This is a genomic window from Paraburkholderia sp. C35, assembly GCF_003121405.1.
Taxonomy (GTDB): Bacteria; Pseudomonadota; Gammaproteobacteria; order Burkholderiales; family Burkholderiaceae; genus Paraburkholderia.
In genome coordinates this window covers 25,753-41,952 of record NZ_QBUY01000034.1, presented here as the reverse complement: position 1 = coordinate 41,952, position 16,200 = coordinate 25,753, and the positions used below count along the sequence as shown (strand labels likewise).

Annotated in this window: 17 protein-coding genes; 11 read left to right on the top strand and 6 right to left on the bottom strand. The window is 64.6% G+C overall.

The window, feature by feature from the left end; all coding sequences use genetic code 11:
• Window positions 1–173 precede the first annotated feature (173 nt).
• Together DK391_RS20970 and DK391_RS20965 are read left to right on the top strand one after the other, a co-directional pair.
• Window positions 174–794, top strand: a complete 621-nt coding sequence (locus tag DK391_RS20970; protein WP_109479903.1) for an LPD29 domain-containing protein — start codon at window positions 174–176, stop codon at window positions 792–794.
• A 16-nt stretch (window positions 795–810) separates the two neighbouring features.
• Window positions 811–1,269 carry a hypothetical protein gene (locus tag DK391_RS20965; RefSeq protein ID WP_109479902.1) on the top strand — a complete coding sequence of 153 codons (459 nt, stop codon included), beginning with the start codon at window positions 811–813 and terminating at the stop codon, window positions 1,267–1,269.
• A gap of 95 nt (window positions 1,270–1,364) precedes the next feature.
• Here the strand turns inward: DK391_RS20965 and DK391_RS20960 are convergent, their stop codons facing one another.
• Window positions 1,365–1,853, bottom strand: a complete 489-nt coding sequence (locus tag DK391_RS20960; protein WP_109479901.1) for a hypothetical protein — start codon at window positions 1,851–1,853, stop codon at window positions 1,365–1,367.
• Between the two features lie 222 nt (window positions 1,854–2,075).
• On the opposite strand from DK391_RS20960, the gene DK391_RS20955 reads away from it, so the two are divergent.
• The 6 genes from DK391_RS20955 (at window position 2,076) to DK391_RS20930 (ending at window position 9,704) form a co-directional block, all read left to right on the top strand.
• A complete protein-coding gene (locus DK391_RS20955; RefSeq protein ID WP_109479900.1) occupies window positions 2,076–2,876 on the top strand; it encodes a hypothetical protein in 801 nt (266 codons plus the stop codon).
• Window positions 2,873–3,472, top strand: a complete 600-nt coding sequence (locus tag DK391_RS20950; protein WP_109479899.1) for a hypothetical protein — start codon at window positions 2,873–2,875, stop codon at window positions 3,470–3,472. The genes DK391_RS20955 and DK391_RS20950 overlap by 4 nt, the downstream gene beginning before the upstream one ends.
• Window positions 3,473–3,828: 356 nt before the next feature.
• On the top strand, window positions 3,829–5,703 hold the full coding sequence (locus DK391_RS20945) for an ankyrin repeat domain-containing protein (protein ID WP_109479898.1): 1,875 nt from the start codon (window positions 3,829–3,831) through the stop codon (window positions 5,701–5,703).
• 183 nt (window positions 5,704–5,886) lie between these two features.
• On the top strand, window positions 5,887–6,942 hold the full coding sequence (locus DK391_RS20940; RefSeq protein ID WP_109479897.1) for an ankyrin repeat domain-containing protein: 1,056 nt from the start codon (window positions 5,887–5,889) through the stop codon (window positions 6,940–6,942).
• Between the two features lie 187 nt (window positions 6,943–7,129).
• The gene (locus tag DK391_RS20935) at window positions 7,130–8,113 is read left to right on the top strand and encodes an ankyrin repeat domain-containing protein (protein ID WP_109479896.1); all 984 of its coding nucleotides are present in this window, start codon (window positions 7,130–7,132) and stop codon (window positions 8,111–8,113) included.
• Window positions 8,114–8,192: 79 nt separating this feature from the next.
• Window positions 8,193–9,704 (top strand): ankyrin repeat domain-containing protein, encoded by a 1,512-nt coding sequence (locus tag DK391_RS20930; protein ID WP_162600878.1) that lies wholly within the window; start codon window positions 8,193–8,195, stop codon window positions 9,702–9,704.
• Window positions 9,705–9,804: 100 nt separating this feature from the next.
• Here DK391_RS20930 and DK391_RS20925 read toward each other — a convergent pair whose 3' ends face one another.
• Together DK391_RS20925 and DK391_RS20920 are read right to left on the bottom strand one after the other, a co-directional pair.
• On the bottom strand, window positions 9,805–10,518 hold the full coding sequence (locus DK391_RS20925; RefSeq protein ID WP_109479894.1) for a hypothetical protein: 714 nt from the start codon (window positions 10,516–10,518) through the stop codon (window positions 9,805–9,807).
• A gap of 56 nt (window positions 10,519–10,574) precedes the next feature.
• Entirely contained in the window at window positions 10,575–11,510 is a 936-nt protein-coding gene (locus DK391_RS20920; protein ID WP_109479893.1) for a hypothetical protein, read from the bottom strand.
• 44 nt (window positions 11,511–11,554) lie between these two features.
• Between DK391_RS20920 and DK391_RS20915 the strand changes: the two genes are divergently transcribed.
• The 3 genes from DK391_RS20915 to DK391_RS20905 all read left to right on the top strand — a co-directional run bounded on the left by DK391_RS20915 (window position 11,555) and on the right by DK391_RS20905 (window position 14,039).
• A complete protein-coding gene (locus tag DK391_RS20915; RefSeq protein WP_109479892.1) occupies window positions 11,555–12,232 on the top strand; it encodes an ankyrin repeat domain-containing protein in 678 nt (225 codons plus the stop codon).
• Between the two features lie 138 nt (window positions 12,233–12,370).
• Window positions 12,371–13,144: an ankyrin repeat domain-containing protein gene (locus DK391_RS20910; RefSeq protein ID WP_109479891.1), complete on the top strand. Its 774-nt coding sequence runs from the start codon at window positions 12,371–12,373 to the stop codon at window positions 13,142–13,144.
• Between the two features lie 109 nt (window positions 13,145–13,253).
• Window positions 13,254–14,039 (top strand): UPF0489 family protein, encoded by a 786-nt coding sequence (locus DK391_RS20905; RefSeq protein ID WP_109479890.1) that lies wholly within the window; start codon window positions 13,254–13,256, stop codon window positions 14,037–14,039.
• A 15-nt stretch (window positions 14,040–14,054) separates the two neighbouring features.
• On the opposite strand, the gene DK391_RS20900 is transcribed toward DK391_RS20905, so the two are convergent.
• Genes DK391_RS20900 through umuD form a run of 3 tightly spaced genes read right to left on the bottom strand, consistent with a single transcriptional unit; the run spans window position 14,055 to window position 16,168 of the window.
• Window positions 14,055–14,567 (bottom strand): hypothetical protein, encoded by a 513-nt coding sequence (locus tag DK391_RS20900; protein ID WP_109479889.1) that lies wholly within the window; start codon window positions 14,565–14,567, stop codon window positions 14,055–14,057.
• A 21-nt stretch (window positions 14,568–14,588) separates the two neighbouring features.
• Window positions 14,589–15,704 carry a Y-family DNA polymerase gene (locus DK391_RS20895; RefSeq protein ID WP_275426828.1) on the bottom strand — a complete coding sequence of 372 codons (1,116 nt, stop codon included), beginning with the start codon at window positions 15,702–15,704 and terminating at the stop codon, window positions 14,589–14,591.
• On the bottom strand, window positions 15,701–16,168 hold the full coding sequence (gene umuD / locus DK391_RS20890; protein ID WP_109479888.1) for a translesion error-prone DNA polymerase V autoproteolytic subunit: 468 nt from the start codon (window positions 16,166–16,168) through the stop codon (window positions 15,701–15,703). Before umuD ends, DK391_RS20895 begins: the two co-directional genes overlap by 4 nt.
• Window positions 16,169–16,200 lie beyond the last annotated feature (32 nt).

Genomic DNA, 16,200 nt, shown 5'->3' with positions numbered 1-16,200 from the left:
CGCCAGGCGATAACGGATGCAGCAACGACAACCACCGAACGGAGTAAGAGCCATGACCGCGAACCAACCGATCAGCACGCAAACCTGCAAGACCGCGCGGTTCCTCGCACCCCAGGCTCCTACGTCTGCAACGTTTTGAGACCCGACGACCAACACCGATTGAGGACACGACCATGAGCACGACCCTTTACCTCTCCTGCGCTGAAACTGCCAAGCTCGTTCGCGCAGCGTTGAAAGAAGCCTTCCCGGGCGTGAAGTTCTCGGTGCGCAGCAGCACCTACAGCATGGGCGCGAGCATCCGGGTGGGTTGGGTGGACGGTCCGAACACGAAACAGGTGGACGCGGTCGTGGGCGGTTTTTCCGGATCGTATTTTGATGGGAGCATCGACTACAAAGGGTCGGTCTACCACATGACGACCACACCCGAAGGGTTCCAGCAGGTCAGCATGGGCGCGGACAGCGTGCACACCAGTCGGGAGCATTCGGACGAAGCGGTCACGCGTGCGTGCGAGGCGGTGTACCGCCGCTACCTCGGCAACTTCGAAGCCGACGGCGTGGCGTGTCCCACCGTCGAGCAATACCGGAAGGGCGCTTTGTGGAACGTTCGCCTGTCGGGCTTGCACGGCTGGAACCACCGCAACCTGCAGGACGAGGTCAACGAAGCCCTTTGGAAGCACTCGTTTGTGATGCGCGTTCAGAAGTCCACGACGGCCGCGCGGTTCTTTGTGACGCATGACGACGGCTATTCGATGTCGTGCGGCAGCGGGCACAGCGTCGCCCCCAGCGATGACTAACCCCTTGAGCCTCCGCATGTTCAGCGAACAGCAGGCGGAGGCGTCGTTCGGGTCGGACGACGCTTTCGGGATCCTCCTCGAGGACCAGCAGGGCAACCGCTTCACGCACGACGAAGCGCGCGCGATGGAGCAGGCGGGCACCCGCCCGGACCTTTGCAGCGTGTTCCCCGACGGATCGTCGGCGCTGCTCTGCACGAACTACGCGCGGCACGTGGCGGCAGCGCTCCCCGGTCGCGCGGCGGTGGTCGGCTTCTTCGAAGAGGACAACCCCGGCTCACGGCTGGCGCAGATCGCCGGAGGTCACGATTTTTGTGTTGTGGACGGTCGCTGGATCGTGGATCCGTGGGTGCGTCTGGTCGAGGGCGAATCCGAGCGGATCTGTTTCGACCTCGACTGCACGGACGATGTGGCGACCATCGATGACCTGTACGGCGACCGCTCCCGCTGGATCGCGGCGGACCCGCTCACCCCATGAAAAACGCCCGGGTTTCCCCGGGCGTTCCCACTTTCCGCGACGCGGTGCGGCGTGCTGCCGCCAGGCGCCTCCGCACCGCGTCGCGAAGAAGACCTTCACTTCTTCAGGCACCCGCCCGGCTTCCCGCAGTGCTCCGCGAGAAAGGTCGCGAAGCTCCGGGCTTGATACGCCCCGACGGACCCCGGCGCACGCTTTTCTGCGTCCGCGGCCATGGCTTGGGTCTGGCTGACCCACGCGTCACGCTTCGCGTTCAGGTCCTTTTCGGGGATTCCGGTGTACTGCGACGCCAGCGGCGTTTGCGAGGGCGCGGCGACCGGCGGCACCGGGGCGGGCGGTGGTGCAACGAACGTGCTCGGGGCGACCACGACCGACGGGCGGGACGGGGGCATCCCTTGCACCACCAGCGCGGCAACCGCCAGACCAACGGCGGACCAGACCGCACGCTTCACGCGCACGATCGCCGGCACCCGCGGCGACAGGTAAAACGCTTTGAAGCGCAACACGGCACCGCGCCAACCCCTGGCGGGTGCGACGAACGTCCCACCGGCGTTGCGCGCCGTGTCCAGCGACGAAAAATCCTGCATACGATCCTCCCCGGCCCGGCCGAGCCGTTCATTGATGATGTTACGGCAAGATTAGATCACCCAGGCAGCGCGTCAACCCCCGATGGGGTGCAATGCACCCAGCATCCCCCAGCGCAACGCAAAAATACTCGCCGTAACGTTTGACATGCAAATGCCATCCGCTAGTCTCAAACCAGGACCCACCTCCAAACGGTGGGCAGACACACATGAGACGGGGGAGACATGGAAGGCACGAACAACATCGTCGCAACGAGCGACCAGCAGGACGAGATCATCACGGCGGCGGAGGCAGCGCGCCGGATGAAGCTCACCTCGGGCGCAGCGGTGGCTCATCACGTCCGCCGCGGGCACCTCCCCTCGGTGCCGAATCCGCGTCGCCGACCCAAGGGGTTCCTGCTGCGGGCGAGCGACGTAGAGACGTTCATCGAAGCGAGCGCGGCGGCGGACCCGTCGGCGCTCATGCGATGCGGTGACGTGGCGAAACGGCTGGGGATCAGCCGGGCACTGGTGCTTCGACTGGTGGCAGCGGGGCGCTTGCGCACCGCGCCGCGTCTGCCGGGTCGTGGGCGGTGTGGGCGTCCGGGTCCGCGTTTTCAGGACGAGCAGGTGGCCCAGTTCATCGCGAGCGAGACCACGTCCCCGAACACGATGACGGCGGAAGAAGTGCGTCGGGCGCTCGACCTGGAGGGCGACGACCAGGTTCTGCACCTGGCGCGCACCCGCGGCTGGCAACACCTGGTCCTGCACGACGAGAACGGGCACGCCCAGGTTTACGTACAGAAGGACGACGTCGAGGCGTTCCGGAAAGCGGGGAGCAACCCGCTTCGTCACCGGTATTCGCTCGACCAGACGGCGGCGATCGTCGGCTACTCCGGGTCGGCGGAGATCTACCGGATGGTCCGGGACCACGTGCTGGACGGAGTCCGCGACGGCGGACGCTGGTGGGTGGCGGCAGCGGACGTGCACGCGCATCGGGACACCGTGGCGCTGCGCCGGGCGCGACGTCCGGGAGGTGGCGCATGAACGACGACCGAATCGACAGCATCGGGAACCCGTTCGTCCTGCCGGACCTCGCGTCGATCGACGCAGCGACCCAGCGCCTGAACGGTGCGTGCGAGGCGTGGGGGCACGACACCGCGGGCATGGCCACGCGCAGCCGGGCGAAGCGTTTGCTCAAGCGCACGCGCATGACGCGCTACATCGTGCTGACGCAGGATCCCTTGCGCAGCCGGTTGCGCGACTACGTGACGTTTTCGGAGGCGGTGAGTATGGTGGGCACGACTGCGCTCGTGGACGCGGTGGCGAACGGCACCGTCCCGATCGTCATCGCAGAAGGCGCGGATTTTACGTTCCGGCGCGGCGACCTGAAGGGCTTGCGTCAGACGTTCGGACCGGACGACTGGGCGATGCTGGCACGCGCTCAGGAGCAGGCGCGTGAGCAGGCGAGGCTGCAGGCGGAACAGGAAGCCGCGAATGGCAAACAAGCGGCAACCACGGCTCAGGCGCCTCGCCAAGCAACCACCGTGGCGAAGTCGGGAAATCTGTCGAAAACGGCGAAGCCCGAGAAGACCGCAAGGAAGAAGGCAAAGGCGAGCACGAAGGCGGCAGCACGCCGATGACGTGCGAGGTGCCGGCGGGAACGAAAGGGTCGGGCTCACCGACCCTTTTGCCTCGAGCGCTCACGCGCAAGCGGACGGCGCGAAGCGGGTCGGCATGGGCGGCGATCGCCGCTTCATGGTGGGGTTGGCTCCCGACGCGTGAAACCCCGCCGGAGGCGAAGGCACCCGCTGACGCCCACGACGCGCAACGCACGGCGATCCCATCCGACCAGGTGCAACGCCACCTGGATGCAGGTCCGTTGTAACCCTGCGTTACAAATGTGCGTACCCCCTTGACCTGGGCGGCGGGTGTCGTAACGTGGTCCGAGCAGTTCCACAACCACCACGCGGGCGTTCTGCCCCAGGAGACCCACAGCATGGACATCACGACGACCAAAAGGTTGACCCCGCAAGAGGCTCAGGAAGCGCTGTTCCACGCGACCACGGGCGACGAGGTCGACGAAGCGGTTCGCCAGGGCGGCGACGTCAACCGCATCGACGTCGAACGGGGGCACTCCCCGTTTCACCAAGCCTGCTTGTGGGGCTATCACGGCAGCGACACCCTCAACGCCATGATCCGGAACGGCGCGGACCTTGAGGCACCTGTGCCCAAGGTGGCATTGACCCCGGAGCAGGAGGCTGCGGGCGAGTACGAGTATGGCGATGAGGGCGGGGAATGGCTCACGGTGAAAGGCCAGCAAGGTCTTCGACCGCTGGACCTGGCGATCGCCCATGAGCAGAACGAGAACGTCGGCGTCCTGCTCAGCGCGGGCGCATCCGTCGAACGCACGTCGGACGAGAAACCCGTTCTCAATCGCGCTGTGGAGCGTAACGGGTTCTTCAGCACGTTTGGTGATGAATGCATCATGGAAAAACTGCTGGACCACGGCGCGAACCCCAACGCCCCGGATCCGACCAGCGGTGGACAAACGGCTCTTCATGCGGCGGTGACGTCATACCCCGCAGCGCAGATGATGGAAATGTTGATCGAAGAGAACGCGAACCTTGAGGCGAAGGACGATCAGGGACGTTCGCCGCTGGTACTTGCGATCCTGAAGGATCGCAAAGATGTGGCGCAGTGGTTGATCCAAAGTGGAGCACGTCCCACCGAAGCGTTGCAGCACCCATCGCTCGACCAGCACGATTGGTCCACCGGTCATGGAAGCGGCTGGTTCCTACGAGCGCGGACGGAGGGGAACACGTGGGACACGTACATTGATCGCAACATCGATACGCTGCAAGCGGTCCACGGGCTCGCGGGTGGCGGTGATGCTCACATCAAGAACCTCATCAAGGACGCGTACGACCGCGGACCTGATGCTTACGTGAGCGATGCGCAGATAAAGTTGCACCGCGCAGAGACGGCGGACGAGGTCGAAGAAGGCATTCGAATGGGCGGCGACGTCAACCTTGTCGATCGCATCAACGGAATGTCCCCGTTCCAAACCGCGTGCCGCAACAACGACATCGATTACCCCGTCGTGGAAGCCATGATCAAACACGGGGCGAACCTCGAGGCGCCCGTGCCCATTGGGCTTCCATATCATCCCGAAAACGAATCGTTCCACGAGTACGAGCGGGAGGACGTTGAAGGGCTACGCCCGCTCGACCTGGCGTTGGACCGCGGCCGCACCGACACGGTGAAGACGCTGCTCAACGCCGGCGCGTCGATCGAGCGGGGGCTCGACGAGGTTCCGCTTATCTGTCGCGCTCACGGCGACAATGTCAACATGTTGCTCGAGGCAGGCGCGGACGCAGCGGCGATCAACTGGCACAAGACCGGCGAGGACCTTCGGATCGGCGATACGCCTCTTCACATTGCCGCACGCAACGGCAACACGGCGAACGTGAAAATGCTGATCGACTACGGTGCACCGGTGAACGGGAAAAACACGCTGGGCGAGACCCCGCTGGTCGGCGCCATCCGACACGACTCGGCCGATGCGGTCAAAGTGCTGCTCAAACGTGGCGCGGATCCGGCGCTGGCATTGAACCACCCGACGATTTCGCAAACTCAGGTGGCCAACTGGGTGAGCACCGATGAAGACGACGATCGTGTGTTGGGCCCCGCAACCAAAGCCCTGGAAATCGCGCACGCGGCCGACGGCCGGACCAACCTCCACGCCGAACGGATGATCAAGCAGGCGCACGACCTGGTCGACGGCGCAAGGGCTGAGCGCAAGCAGGAGCAGGTCGTGGCGAAGCAGGAGGCCAAGGCGGAGCGCAAGCGGATCAGGATGGGCGGGTTGTGATCGGCAGGGCTGGGGAAACCCAGCCCTTTCTTCGTCGTCGGCAGTTGCAACACACCCCGATGGTGAAAAGTTGTAACCCTCCGTTACTTTTCGCGTTTCCCCCTTGTGGAATCCGTTCAGTTTCGTAACGTGGGTTGAGCAGTTCCCACAACACGAGCGCGTTTGACGCGCAGGAGACCCAGCATGGCAAACCGACCGAACTTGTACGCGACGAAGACCCGCGAGGAGATCGAACACAAGATCAAACTCGGAGCAAACGTCAATCTCAAAGAAGAGTACAGCGGCTGCGTCGGAACACCTTTCCATCACCACTGCCTGGTTGGCAATGCCGAGGCGGTGCAAACCATGGTGGAGAACGGCGCGGACCTCGAAATGCCGGTCCCGTACTACGAGTCCTACGGGCGGAAGGGTGAGTACGTCGGGTGGCGTCCACTGGAACTCGCCATGGAACCGCGATACGCGGATTCGAAAGACGTTCGCCAACAAAACGTGGACGCATGCGTGAAGATCCTGCTCGACGCTGGAGCGTCGTTGGAACGCGGTCGCGGCGAAAAACCGTTGATCGAACGTGCGATCGAGCGAGGGAACACCCAAGTGGTCGACAAACTGGTGGACGTCTACGGCACGGACGGGGTGGGAGCGATGCACGGTCAGAACGGTGAAAGCATTCTCAGCGTGGCATCCTGGGCAGACAACGCAAGGTTGAGCGGTCCATCGATGACGAAACACCTCTTGAGCAAAGGCATCGATCCGAACTGCACGGACAAGTTCGGTCAACCGGCGCTGATGGACGTCGCAAGCGGACGCATTCCGCAGTTGCTCGAAGCGGGAGCCGACGCGAACGTGGTCTCCCCGGTCTCTGGAGAAACGCCATTGCACAGGGTCTGCGTGCGGCACGGTGACACCCTGTCGCCGAACGCCGTGACGTCCGCCAAGGCGCTGCTCGACTACGGTGCGGAGGTGGACGCGTTGGACAACCAAGGCAATCCCCCGCTGGCGAACGTTGCGCTGCAGGACCTTGCTCCGCTCGCCGATCTCCTGCTGAAGCGGGGTGCCGAACCGCGCCTGGCATTGGCAGCGCCCATGCTCCAGGGAGTCCGTCAAAACCCGACCATCGCGAAGGTGCAAACCGCGGCGGTGGAGCAGGAAAGCCAGGCACTCCGGCAAGCCGCTGACGAGGTGGAGCAGGCGCCGCCCGTCCAAGCTCGTCCAGCAGTGCGCAACCGTCCTCGTTTGTGATCGGCAGGGCTGGGGAAACCCAGCCCTTTCTTCGTCATCGGCAGGTGCAACACACCCTGGTCGTGAAACGTTGTAACCCTCCGTTACTTTTCTCGTTTCCCCCTTGTGGAATCCGTTCAGTTTCGTAACGTGGGTTGAGCAGTAGTTCCCCACCACAACAGCGCCCACGGCGCAGGAGACCACCAGCATGACTGACATCATCGTACCGGACCGCCGCAAACCGTCGTGGGATCAAAATGCCCCGAAACCGGAGGACGTTCTGGAATGGGTGCAACGCGATCAGCACGAACGGGTGAAGGACGCATTCGAACGCTTCGCCATGCCGACCTCCAACCTGCTGCACGAGGCGCAATCCGGCTCGATGGGGGCCCTGCTCGTGGGCTCTGGGGCGGACGTGAACCAGACCTATCGGGAGGAAACGCCGCACGATCTGCGTGGAGCGGATCCGGTGACCGGAGTGCGACGGGAAGACCGGCTCGACACGCCTCTGCAGGCAGCGGTCAGGCAGGGTAAGAAAGAGGTTTTCGACCGACTGATGGCGCACGGCGCGGATATCGACATCGGCGATGGTCAACGTCCGCTGATGCTGGCGCTCGGGCGTATTAACCAGGGGGCGAAGTACACGGACATGGCGAACGACCTGCTGGACGCTAACGCGCGTGTCCAGACCGAGGGGCAAGAAATGCCGGCACTTTACCTGGCCGTGTCGGCAAGGTGCGACGCCCTCATGGTCAAACGGATCCTGGACGCGGGTGCTGATCCCCAAGAACATCACAGCGGCGGGGCCGCACCGTTGTACAACGTGGTGGACGCGCAGCCCGGTGTCGTCGATGTCCTGATGGACTATGGCGCGAAACCAAACGAACCGGTCAGCGAAACGAATCCCGACACCCCGCTCCATGCCGCGGTTTGGCGGGGGCAACCGGAAACGGCCGAGCGCCTGCTCAAACGGGGAGCGGACGTGGAGACGTTGACGGGAAGTCCCGACTGGCAGCGTTTCGGGCACGGCTACGTGCACTCCGACAACCCGCGTGTCCGGGAAGCGGCCGGCAAGGTGTTGCGCTTCCGCGTTGAGCAGGAAACCCAGGCGCTCCGGGAGGCGGCGGACGAGGTGGAGCAAGCACAACCTGTCCAGGCTCGCCCCGCGGTGCGCAACCGTCCGCGTTTGTAACCGTTTGGGCTGGGCGGTCCCCAGCCCTTTGTCCGTTCACACCAGGTGCTGATGCACCTGAATCCACATGGAGGAGACCATGGTCCAGCATCCGAAGACCCGCGAGGAGCTTGAACGGCTCCCCCTCGCGCACCAGGCGATCACCCAGCGCCAAGACCTTGATAAGGAGGCTTTGCGGGGCGTTCACGACCTGGACGAGAACGGCAACACGGTGTTGCACCGTGTGGTAGCGCAGATGACCGGCGAGAACAGTTACGACGCGCGCACGGTGTACGACCTCGTGCACGGGCAGGGGGTGGCGACGGACACGCGCAACGACGACGGGCAGACCGCGCTGGACATCGCGCGGGACCGATACGAGGCTCTGAAACCCGAGCAGAACCCGGGAGCGGCGCGGGCGGTCCGGCACGGCATGGTCGTCAACCTGTTGAACGCATGCGAAGCGGAACCGGGACTCCCCGTTCCCACCGGAGCCTCCGCGCAGGCGTTGGACAAAAACCCGATGCTCCTGCGCGACCAAGTCTACCTCGACGACATCGACGGTTTGCGCCAGTCCTGGAAGCACGCGGACCTGGCGAACACGTACCAGCACGATCCGGCGGTGGGGGCGACGCGGTATGCGTTCTTCGAGGCGAACAGCGAGACCATGATGCACGTCCTGGCGAAGGAACTCGGGGCGGACCCAAGCGTCCACGCGAAGAGCGAACCCTCCCGATACCACGACCTCCACGTCGAGGAGATGCGGAACACGCCGTTGCAGTCGGCGATCAAGAGCGGCGATACGTACCGGGCGATGTGCTTGATCGAGGTTGGCGCCAACCCGGACGGGCGGGGCATGTGGGAGGACAAGCGTCCCTTTGAACTTGCGCTCGAGCGACGCGACGTCGCATTGGCGACGCGCTTGCTGGAAGCGGGCGCCTCCGCGCAGACGACGATGGGGCACGGCTCGACCCCGCTCATGTACGCGGTCGAGCGGGGGCATTCGGTGGCGTTCGTCAAGACCTTGATGGACCACGGGGCGGACCCGAACGCGCTCTCCAAGACCTCGAGCAGGAGCGAATGGTCCCCGCTGCACAAAGTGACCGACCAGCACGATCCGGCGGTCCTGGACCGATTGCTCGACTACGGGGCGCGTCCCGACACGCAGGCGGTCTGCGATGACGCGAAGGTCATGCCGATCCCGCCGTCCCTCGGTACGATTCGACCCACCGCGCAGTTCATGGCGGCTTACACGGGCAACGTGAACTGCGCGCGTCGCATGGCGCAACGCGGTGGCGACCCGGCAGGGCTTGACACCTTGAACGACCAGGGCAACACCGCGCTGTCGCTTCGCCTGAACGACAAGGACACGGCGATCGTGGAAAAGCTCCTGACGAACGGTGCTCAGCCGGCGGCGACGATGGCGACCCCGATGTGGCGGGCGATGGAGAAACAGCACGGGGGGCACGACACCCTGGCGATGCAGATGGTCCGCACGCGTGACGCGGAGACCCTGCGGCAAGCGGTGGACGAAGCGCGGCAGGCGATGGCCGCGGAGCAGGGGCAGGCGCACGCCGAACCGCTCCGTCCGAGGATGCGGGCTCGGCTTTAGCGCTCCGCGCCACCGGCGTCAGCGCGTGCCCTCGCCCCCGGCGGGGGTTTTTCATGGTCCCGGGAAACCTCAACCCCGGCGCCGTCCCCGTCCAAACCGCTCAGGTGGCTTCTGGCACCACCGGGTCGAAGCGCTGACCGCGCCCGTAGCGGAACGGTTCGAGAGCGGTGTCCATCCAGTCGGCCAGCCGGTCCACAGCGTCCAGGACACCCATCAACTGCTCACCGGTGACCGACACGCTGGGCGCCATCAACCAAGCGGTCTCCCGGTCACCACCGTTTTCCGCAAGGCTTTGCCGTTCGTGATCGTCGAGGAAATACGGCTTGGCCATCTTTGCGAGGTCGGCTTCCGAATGGCTCGGTCGCATCAGCGACAGGTGCTCCTGATGCTGGACCCGGTTCCGCAGCAGCACGATCTGCTCGAGCAGGTCGAGGTCCACACCGCTGTCGGCGAGCTTCACGCGCAAGCGCGCGTCGAACAGGGCGGTGTAGCCGGCGACGAACCCGCGGTCTTTGAAGATTTTCTTGATCGGCGGGTCGCGCGGCAGACCGATCAAACGGTCCCAGGTGGCGAAGAAGACTTTCAACGTGTCGGACAGCATCGACACGCACGCGTAGCCGAGGACGTGCAGCGACTGATCGTCGATCCCCCATTCCTCAAGGAAGGGAGGCTCCCCGTCCTCGCTGTAAGGCGGCTCGAAAGGAGGCACCTCGTCCCGGATCATCCGCATCCGTTCGACGAAGGGTACGGACGAGCGCTCGTAAAGTTGGCGGATGAATCGCACCCGCTCGTGCAAAAACCAACCGACGTCCATATCCCGCTCTCCTCATGTTGTTCCGTCGGAAGGACGTTAGCACGGGCGCGGGCTGATCACGTCGTATGTAACTCGGTTTTCCGACGGCCGGCGCGCGCCTGATGCAGAACCGCCAGGCGGTGGTCGGCGCCCGTGTGGGGACGGGGCAGGCTGTTGCAGTGGATGACCTCTACGTCCTCCCAAAACCAGGCGACGGCATCCACGAAATCGCGCAGCCATTGTCGCGGCACGACGATGCGGTCGAACGTGGGCGGACCGGTGTACACGTAAGGCTCGGTTTGCCCCGGCAACATGATCGGCAGCGGTGGCCAGTCCGGCCACAACTCCGGGTGACGCTTGTAGAGCCGGGCGGCGGAATCCCCGTCCCCATGGCGGCACGCGTTCGCCAGGAGTTGGAGCCGCTGCAGGTCGGCGTAACTGTCGAACGCGTTCAGCGGAACGCCCCGCACCTCGTTCAGCAAGACGTTCATGGCGTTCAGGTTGCCGCCCTGCGCGCGCTCGATCCGTTCTTTGGAGTGGGCGAGGGCGTACACACAACCGGCCAGCCATCGCCGGATCTGGCGCTCGAACAGCGAATGGATCGCCAGGCAGAACGCTTCGGTCGTGGAGCGCAGTAGCTCTTTCGCGTCCTGGTGGGCGAAGGGCGCCCCACCTTCGGTCTCGTTGGCCCAGCGCTCGATGTCGGCGTCGAGCGCAGCAAGGGCGGGTTCCACCACGTCCCGAAGGAAGGCGCGCACGCGCTGGGCGTTGCCCGTGGATTCGATGTCGGCGAGGCAGAACGTCCAGCGGACGTCATCAAGGGTCGGCATAAGCAGGTCAATCGGTGATGGCGTTCTGAAAATATACCGGACGAGGCGAGCGCACTGAGATCTTGACACGCGCGCCCGGTACGAGAAGATCACCCCATCGGGCGGCGTCTTCACGACCGCAGCGATCGAGATCCCATCCGGGAAGCAGCACGTCACCCCGTCCGGGGTAAGCACCGTCGTCATCCGACGGCGGGCACGTTCAACTTCTTTTTGATGGGAGATTCCACATGAGCAAGGACAAACGCTCGCACGAGACCCTGCAACTCTTTTACACGTTGCGCGAGAAGCCCAGCGACGACACCATTTACTGGACCGAGCACTGGATCGACCGGGGCGCGGACCTCAGCGCTCGGGACTACCGCGGCCGGACGCCGTTGCACATCGCGGCGGAGCATGGCCACTGCAGCGCGACGGACATGCTGGTCGTGGCAGGCGCGGACCCGAACCTGCGGGATCGCGACGGGCGGTCCCCGATCGACATCGCTGCGAGCACGGACGAGGGCAGGGATACGCTGCTCTACATGCTCCGGGGGGCGAGCGCGGACGCGCTGAATCATCCCGACGCGAACGGCATGACCCCGCTGCACTGGGCGGCGTACCAGGGGCAGGAGGACCACACCCTGCAGTTCATGATCAACCAGGGCGCCGACCCGGCGATCCGGGACCAGAACAACCATCTTCCGACCGACCGGCTCACGTACCGGGAGAGCTACGCATCGCTGCTCCACGGAACGTCGGAGGCGTCGCAGAAGGTCCAGACCGCGATCAACGATCGGGACAACGAGCGGCGCGTGAGGTACGAGCAATCCGTGCTGCGGGCCGAGGCGGACCGGGCGCTCGGTATCGAGATCCCGGGTGCCGAACCGACGAAGGCACCGGCACCGCGCGTGCGGCAGCGCTTGTGATCCCCCGCGCTTCGCGACGCAGGCGTCAGCGACCGCCCCCGCTCCCCAGCGGGGGTTTTGCTTTTGGGCTCGGTTGACGCGGGCGATGGATCTCGTAACCTGGGTTGCGTTGCACCCAACATCCCACGAGGAGGCGCTATGCGGGAACCCTTTTTTGACCGCGAGATTTTCGACACCCTGTTCTACAACCACCCGGAACGGCGAGATCCTGCAGACTTCCGCGCGGACCTTCTCGCCGTCACCCAGCAACACGGCGCGGACGCCGTGAAAAATGCGCGAAACTGGGACCATGAAGGTCTGCTCCATGTCGCCGTGGGGATGGAGGACCCCGACAGTACCCGCGCGCTGCTCGAGGCTGGGCACGACCCGAATCGATGCGGACACCGGGGCTCAGTGGTTGACGTGGCAGCGCTCTTGAACCACGAGGAAAACCTGAAACTCCTCCTCGAACACGGTGCTGACGCGCGACCACGGGGGTTGGACGAGCACGGGCGCACGCCCCTTCACCACGCGGCGGCGCAGGGGTCCGAGACGAACATCGGCACCTTGCTGGACTATGGGGCACCCGTGGACGCGCTGGACAAGGATGGGAACACCGCGTTGGCGATCGCCGTTCGCGATGGTCAACTACCGAGCGCACAACTCCTGATCAAACGGAACGCGGATCTGGAACTGACCAGGCAGGGGCCGGCATGGCAGCACGCAGAAGACCGCCTGGCAACACCGATGCCTGTAACCGAACACCGTGGCGAGTTCGAGGCGACGGAGAGGGTCCGGAACTGCGTGAACCTCGTCCACAAAACCATCGTGGAGCGTGAGCAGCAGGCACTGCGCGCGGCGATCGACACCGAGCAGGCTCAGGCACCTGCCCACACGCCGGCACCGGTCGCGCGCGTGCGGCATCGGTTGTGATCCCCCGCGCTTCGCAACGCAGGCGTCAGCGACCGCCCCTGCTCCCAGCGGGGGTGTTTTGCACCGCGGCGTTGTATGCTGATGCCCCCACGCACACGCGCATCGCACCATGGCTCAGCAGCAACTCAAGATCGCCGGCAAGGACGTCTACATTGTCGAAAAGCACCACCACGTCCTGCAAGGCTGGGCGGAGGTTCGGCGCAACAATCCGGCAATCGTACCGGCGCTGATCACGCTCGACCACCACACCGATCTGGAAGCGCCTTTCGACGACCATCGATATTGGACGGTCCACCCGCACGGCGGCGACCGAAACACCGCGGCGACAGACGCGCTGTTACCCGGGATGATCAAAGCGATCGACTGGAAGGTCGAGGCCACCGTCATGGCGGCCATTGACGATCTCAAGCACGACGAGCACATCCGAACCGCGGTCCAGGCGAAGATCCTGTCGCGCGCGTTCGTCGTGAACCTTCAGACCGACAACATCGCGGACGCCGAGGTCTACGGCACCTACGGGGGATGCGACGCCATCGACTGCAAAAAACCTATCCACAACGATCGTTGCGTGCGGGCACGCTACGATGGGGTGCTCGAATCCACCTACCTCGACCACGAACTGGCGACGCTGACCCGCATGGCGCAGGCGGACGGGGTGCTGGGTCCCGAAGCGGAGCCCTACATCCTCGACATCGACCTGGACTACTTCCACACGGAGAAAGCGATCGAGCCGGACGACCCGACGACCTTCTACCGGCTCGTGCAAAACGCGCTGGCGATCACGATCGCGACCGAACCGGAGTGCGTCCGGGAACTGCGGCTTGGGCGATCAAAAATCACCGCGGATTCGCTCCTCGATCGGATGCAGCAGCACATCGTGACCGCCATGACCTGAGCGCCGCGATCGTGTTTAGCCCGGATTGATCTCGAGTTGATCCTCGAGCATTTCCTGGATGGGTGAATCCTCCCCGTCGAAGAACAGAGCGATGAAGGTGGAGGCACGATCCCACGCGGGCGTCATTTGGCAGAAGGCTTGGAGTTCGGTGCGTAGAACCTCGCGCACCTGCGCCGTCGTCGCCCTTGGCACGAGGAGCCCGTCGGCACGCATGGCGATGATCGAGCGTCCCAGGTTGGTGCGAATCTTCTCGAACGCCATGCGCCCCTTGTCACGCCCGAAAAGCGTTTTGTTGTTCCGTCCGATGTGCTTCGCACCGTCGTCGAACGCCATCTGAAGGTGCTGAAACGCCTTGAACGTGTTGGGCGCGCGGCTGTGAAACGCCTGCGCCATGTCTCGGTATTGCCCCGTGAACATGCGTGCTCCTCGGAAATCGTTTTTGTCGTGTGGTCCCGAGGCAAGCGCTTGCCCAAAACGCATACTGTCCGCCCCGTTTGCTAAAAAAATATAGCAGATCGAATCCTGCATGCGACGACTTTCAAGAGGGCATCACCGCACCACCGGCAGGTCTCCCCAGTCCGTCGTGTAGCTCGGCGTCTTCGCGTTTTGGCTCATGTGCCACGCCTGGTGACCTTCGATGCTCCCCACGCGAACGGTGTTCCGTCCGAATCGGTCGTTCACGGCGTCCAGCGCAGCCATCAGCCGGTCCCGTTTGCTGGACGTCGGGGCGAACAGGTCCTCCTGCACGACCCCTTCCGCCTGCAACTCGACCAGCATGACGCCGGCTTTCAGGTTTTGCTTGCGCATCCGCCCGGCGGCGGTGGCGGCGAAGTCCCGGAGCGCGACCGCCAGGTCATCGAACGCCATCACGGGCGCACCGAACGACCGGGAGCAGACGATCTGCTTTTGGGGCTGGCTCTCGCATTCGAGCGGGTAGCACACGACGCCGTTCAACTCGCGAACCGTGCGTTCGAGCACCACGGACACGGTCGACCGGATGAACGTCGGGTCCGCGCGCTTCAGAGCAAGCGCGGTGTTGATCCCGTCGGCGGTGAGGCGGTCGCGCAGGCGGCGCCCGACGCCCCACACCTCGCCAACCGCAATCTGCGCGAGCAGGGCGTCCACCTCCGGCTCGGGCAGGGCGGTCAGGTCGCACACCCCACCCCAGTTGCGCCCGCCGACGTTCTTCTTCGCGATGTGATTCGAGAGCTTCGCGAGCGTCTTCGTCGGTCCGATTCCGACGCAGGTCGGAATCCCGATCCACGCGAGGATGCGGTCGCGGATGGTATGACCGTAGACGGTGAGGTTCGGCACGGCCGGCGCGAGGTTCGAGAAGTCCAGAAAGGTCTCGTCGATGCTGTAAATCTCTTGTTGAGGTGCAAAAGAACCTGCGATCGCCATCATGCGGCTGCTCATGTCGGCGTAGAGCGCATAGTTCGACGAGAGGGCGATCAGCCCGTGGCTCTCCGCCAGGTGGCGGATCTGGAACCACGGTTGACCCATTTTGACGTTCAGGTCTTTCGCCTCCTGGGAGCGAGCGACCGCGCACCCGTCGTTGTTCGACAGGACGATCACGGGCTTGCCGATGAGGTCGGGACGGAACACGCGCTCGCATGACACATACATATTGTTCCCGTCCACGAGCGCGAAGACCTGCGCGCTCACGACGACCCCGGCATGCGGGTGGGCAGCACCTGTCGAAGGTTCCAGGTGACCACGCCCCACACCGTCATTTCCTGACCATCCCCGAAGGTGATGGGCGGGTAGGCGGGGTTGGCGGCGACCAGTTTCACGACACCGGCGCGCTTGTAGAGGCGCTTGCACGTGAAGTCCCCATCGACGCAGGCGACGACGATGTACCCGTGCTTCGGTTCGAGCGATCGATCGACCACGAGCTTGTCCCCGTCGAAAATCCCGGCACCGGTCATGCTGTCACCGGCCACGGTGAACAGGAACGTGCTCAGCGGGCGGGGCACGAGCAGTTCGTTCAGTTCGATCGGACGTTGCGTGTGATCCTGAGCAGGGCTCGGGAACCCGGCGGGCAGGCGGTCCAACGCCTCCGCGAGCAGCAAAGCGGCCGGATCGTCCGTGAGCGGGACGGGGACGGAAGGGACGACGACGGTGTTCATGGGGCAGAGCAAGAATACTGTATGGATATACA

Coding starts and splice junctions, on each gene's coding strand:
- DK391_RS20970 (WP_109479903.1), top strand. CDS start 174: ATGAGCACGACCCTTTACCTCTCCTGCGCTGAAACTGCCAAGCTCGTT.
- DK391_RS20965 (WP_109479902.1), top strand. CDS start 811: ATGTTCAGCGAACAGCAGGCGGAGGCGTCGTTCGGGTCGGACGACGCT.
- DK391_RS20960 (WP_109479901.1), bottom strand. CDS start 1,853: ATGCAGGATTTTTCGTCGCTGGACACGGCGCGCAACGCCGGTGGGACG.
- DK391_RS20955 (WP_109479900.1), top strand. CDS start 2,076: ATGGAAGGCACGAACAACATCGTCGCAACGAGCGACCAGCAGGACGAG.
- DK391_RS20950 (WP_109479899.1), top strand. CDS start 2,873: ATGAACGACGACCGAATCGACAGCATCGGGAACCCGTTCGTCCTGCCG.
- DK391_RS20945 (WP_109479898.1), top strand. CDS start 3,829: ATGGACATCACGACGACCAAAAGGTTGACCCCGCAAGAGGCTCAGGAA.
- DK391_RS20940 (WP_109479897.1), top strand. CDS start 5,887: ATGGCAAACCGACCGAACTTGTACGCGACGAAGACCCGCGAGGAGATC.
- DK391_RS20935 (WP_109479896.1), top strand. CDS start 7,130: ATGACTGACATCATCGTACCGGACCGCCGCAAACCGTCGTGGGATCAA.
- DK391_RS20930 (WP_162600878.1), top strand. CDS start 8,193: ATGGTCCAGCATCCGAAGACCCGCGAGGAGCTTGAACGGCTCCCCCTC.
- DK391_RS20925 (WP_109479894.1), bottom strand. CDS start 10,518: ATGGACGTCGGTTGGTTTTTGCACGAGCGGGTGCGATTCATCCGCCAA.
- DK391_RS20920 (WP_109479893.1), bottom strand. CDS start 11,510: ATGACGACGGTGCTTACCCCGGACGGGGTGACGTGCTGCTTCCCGGAT.
- DK391_RS20915 (WP_109479892.1), top strand. CDS start 11,555: ATGAGCAAGGACAAACGCTCGCACGAGACCCTGCAACTCTTTTACACG.
- DK391_RS20910 (WP_109479891.1), top strand. CDS start 12,371: ATGCGGGAACCCTTTTTTGACCGCGAGATTTTCGACACCCTGTTCTAC.
- DK391_RS20905 (WP_109479890.1), top strand. CDS start 13,254: ATGGCTCAGCAGCAACTCAAGATCGCCGGCAAGGACGTCTACATTGTC.
- DK391_RS20900 (WP_109479889.1), bottom strand. CDS start 14,567: ATGCAGGATTCGATCTGCTATATTTTTTTAGCAAACGGGGCGGACAGT.
- umuD (WP_109479888.1), bottom strand. CDS start 16,168: ATGAACACCGTCGTCGTCCCTTCCGTCCCCGTCCCGCTCACGGACGAT.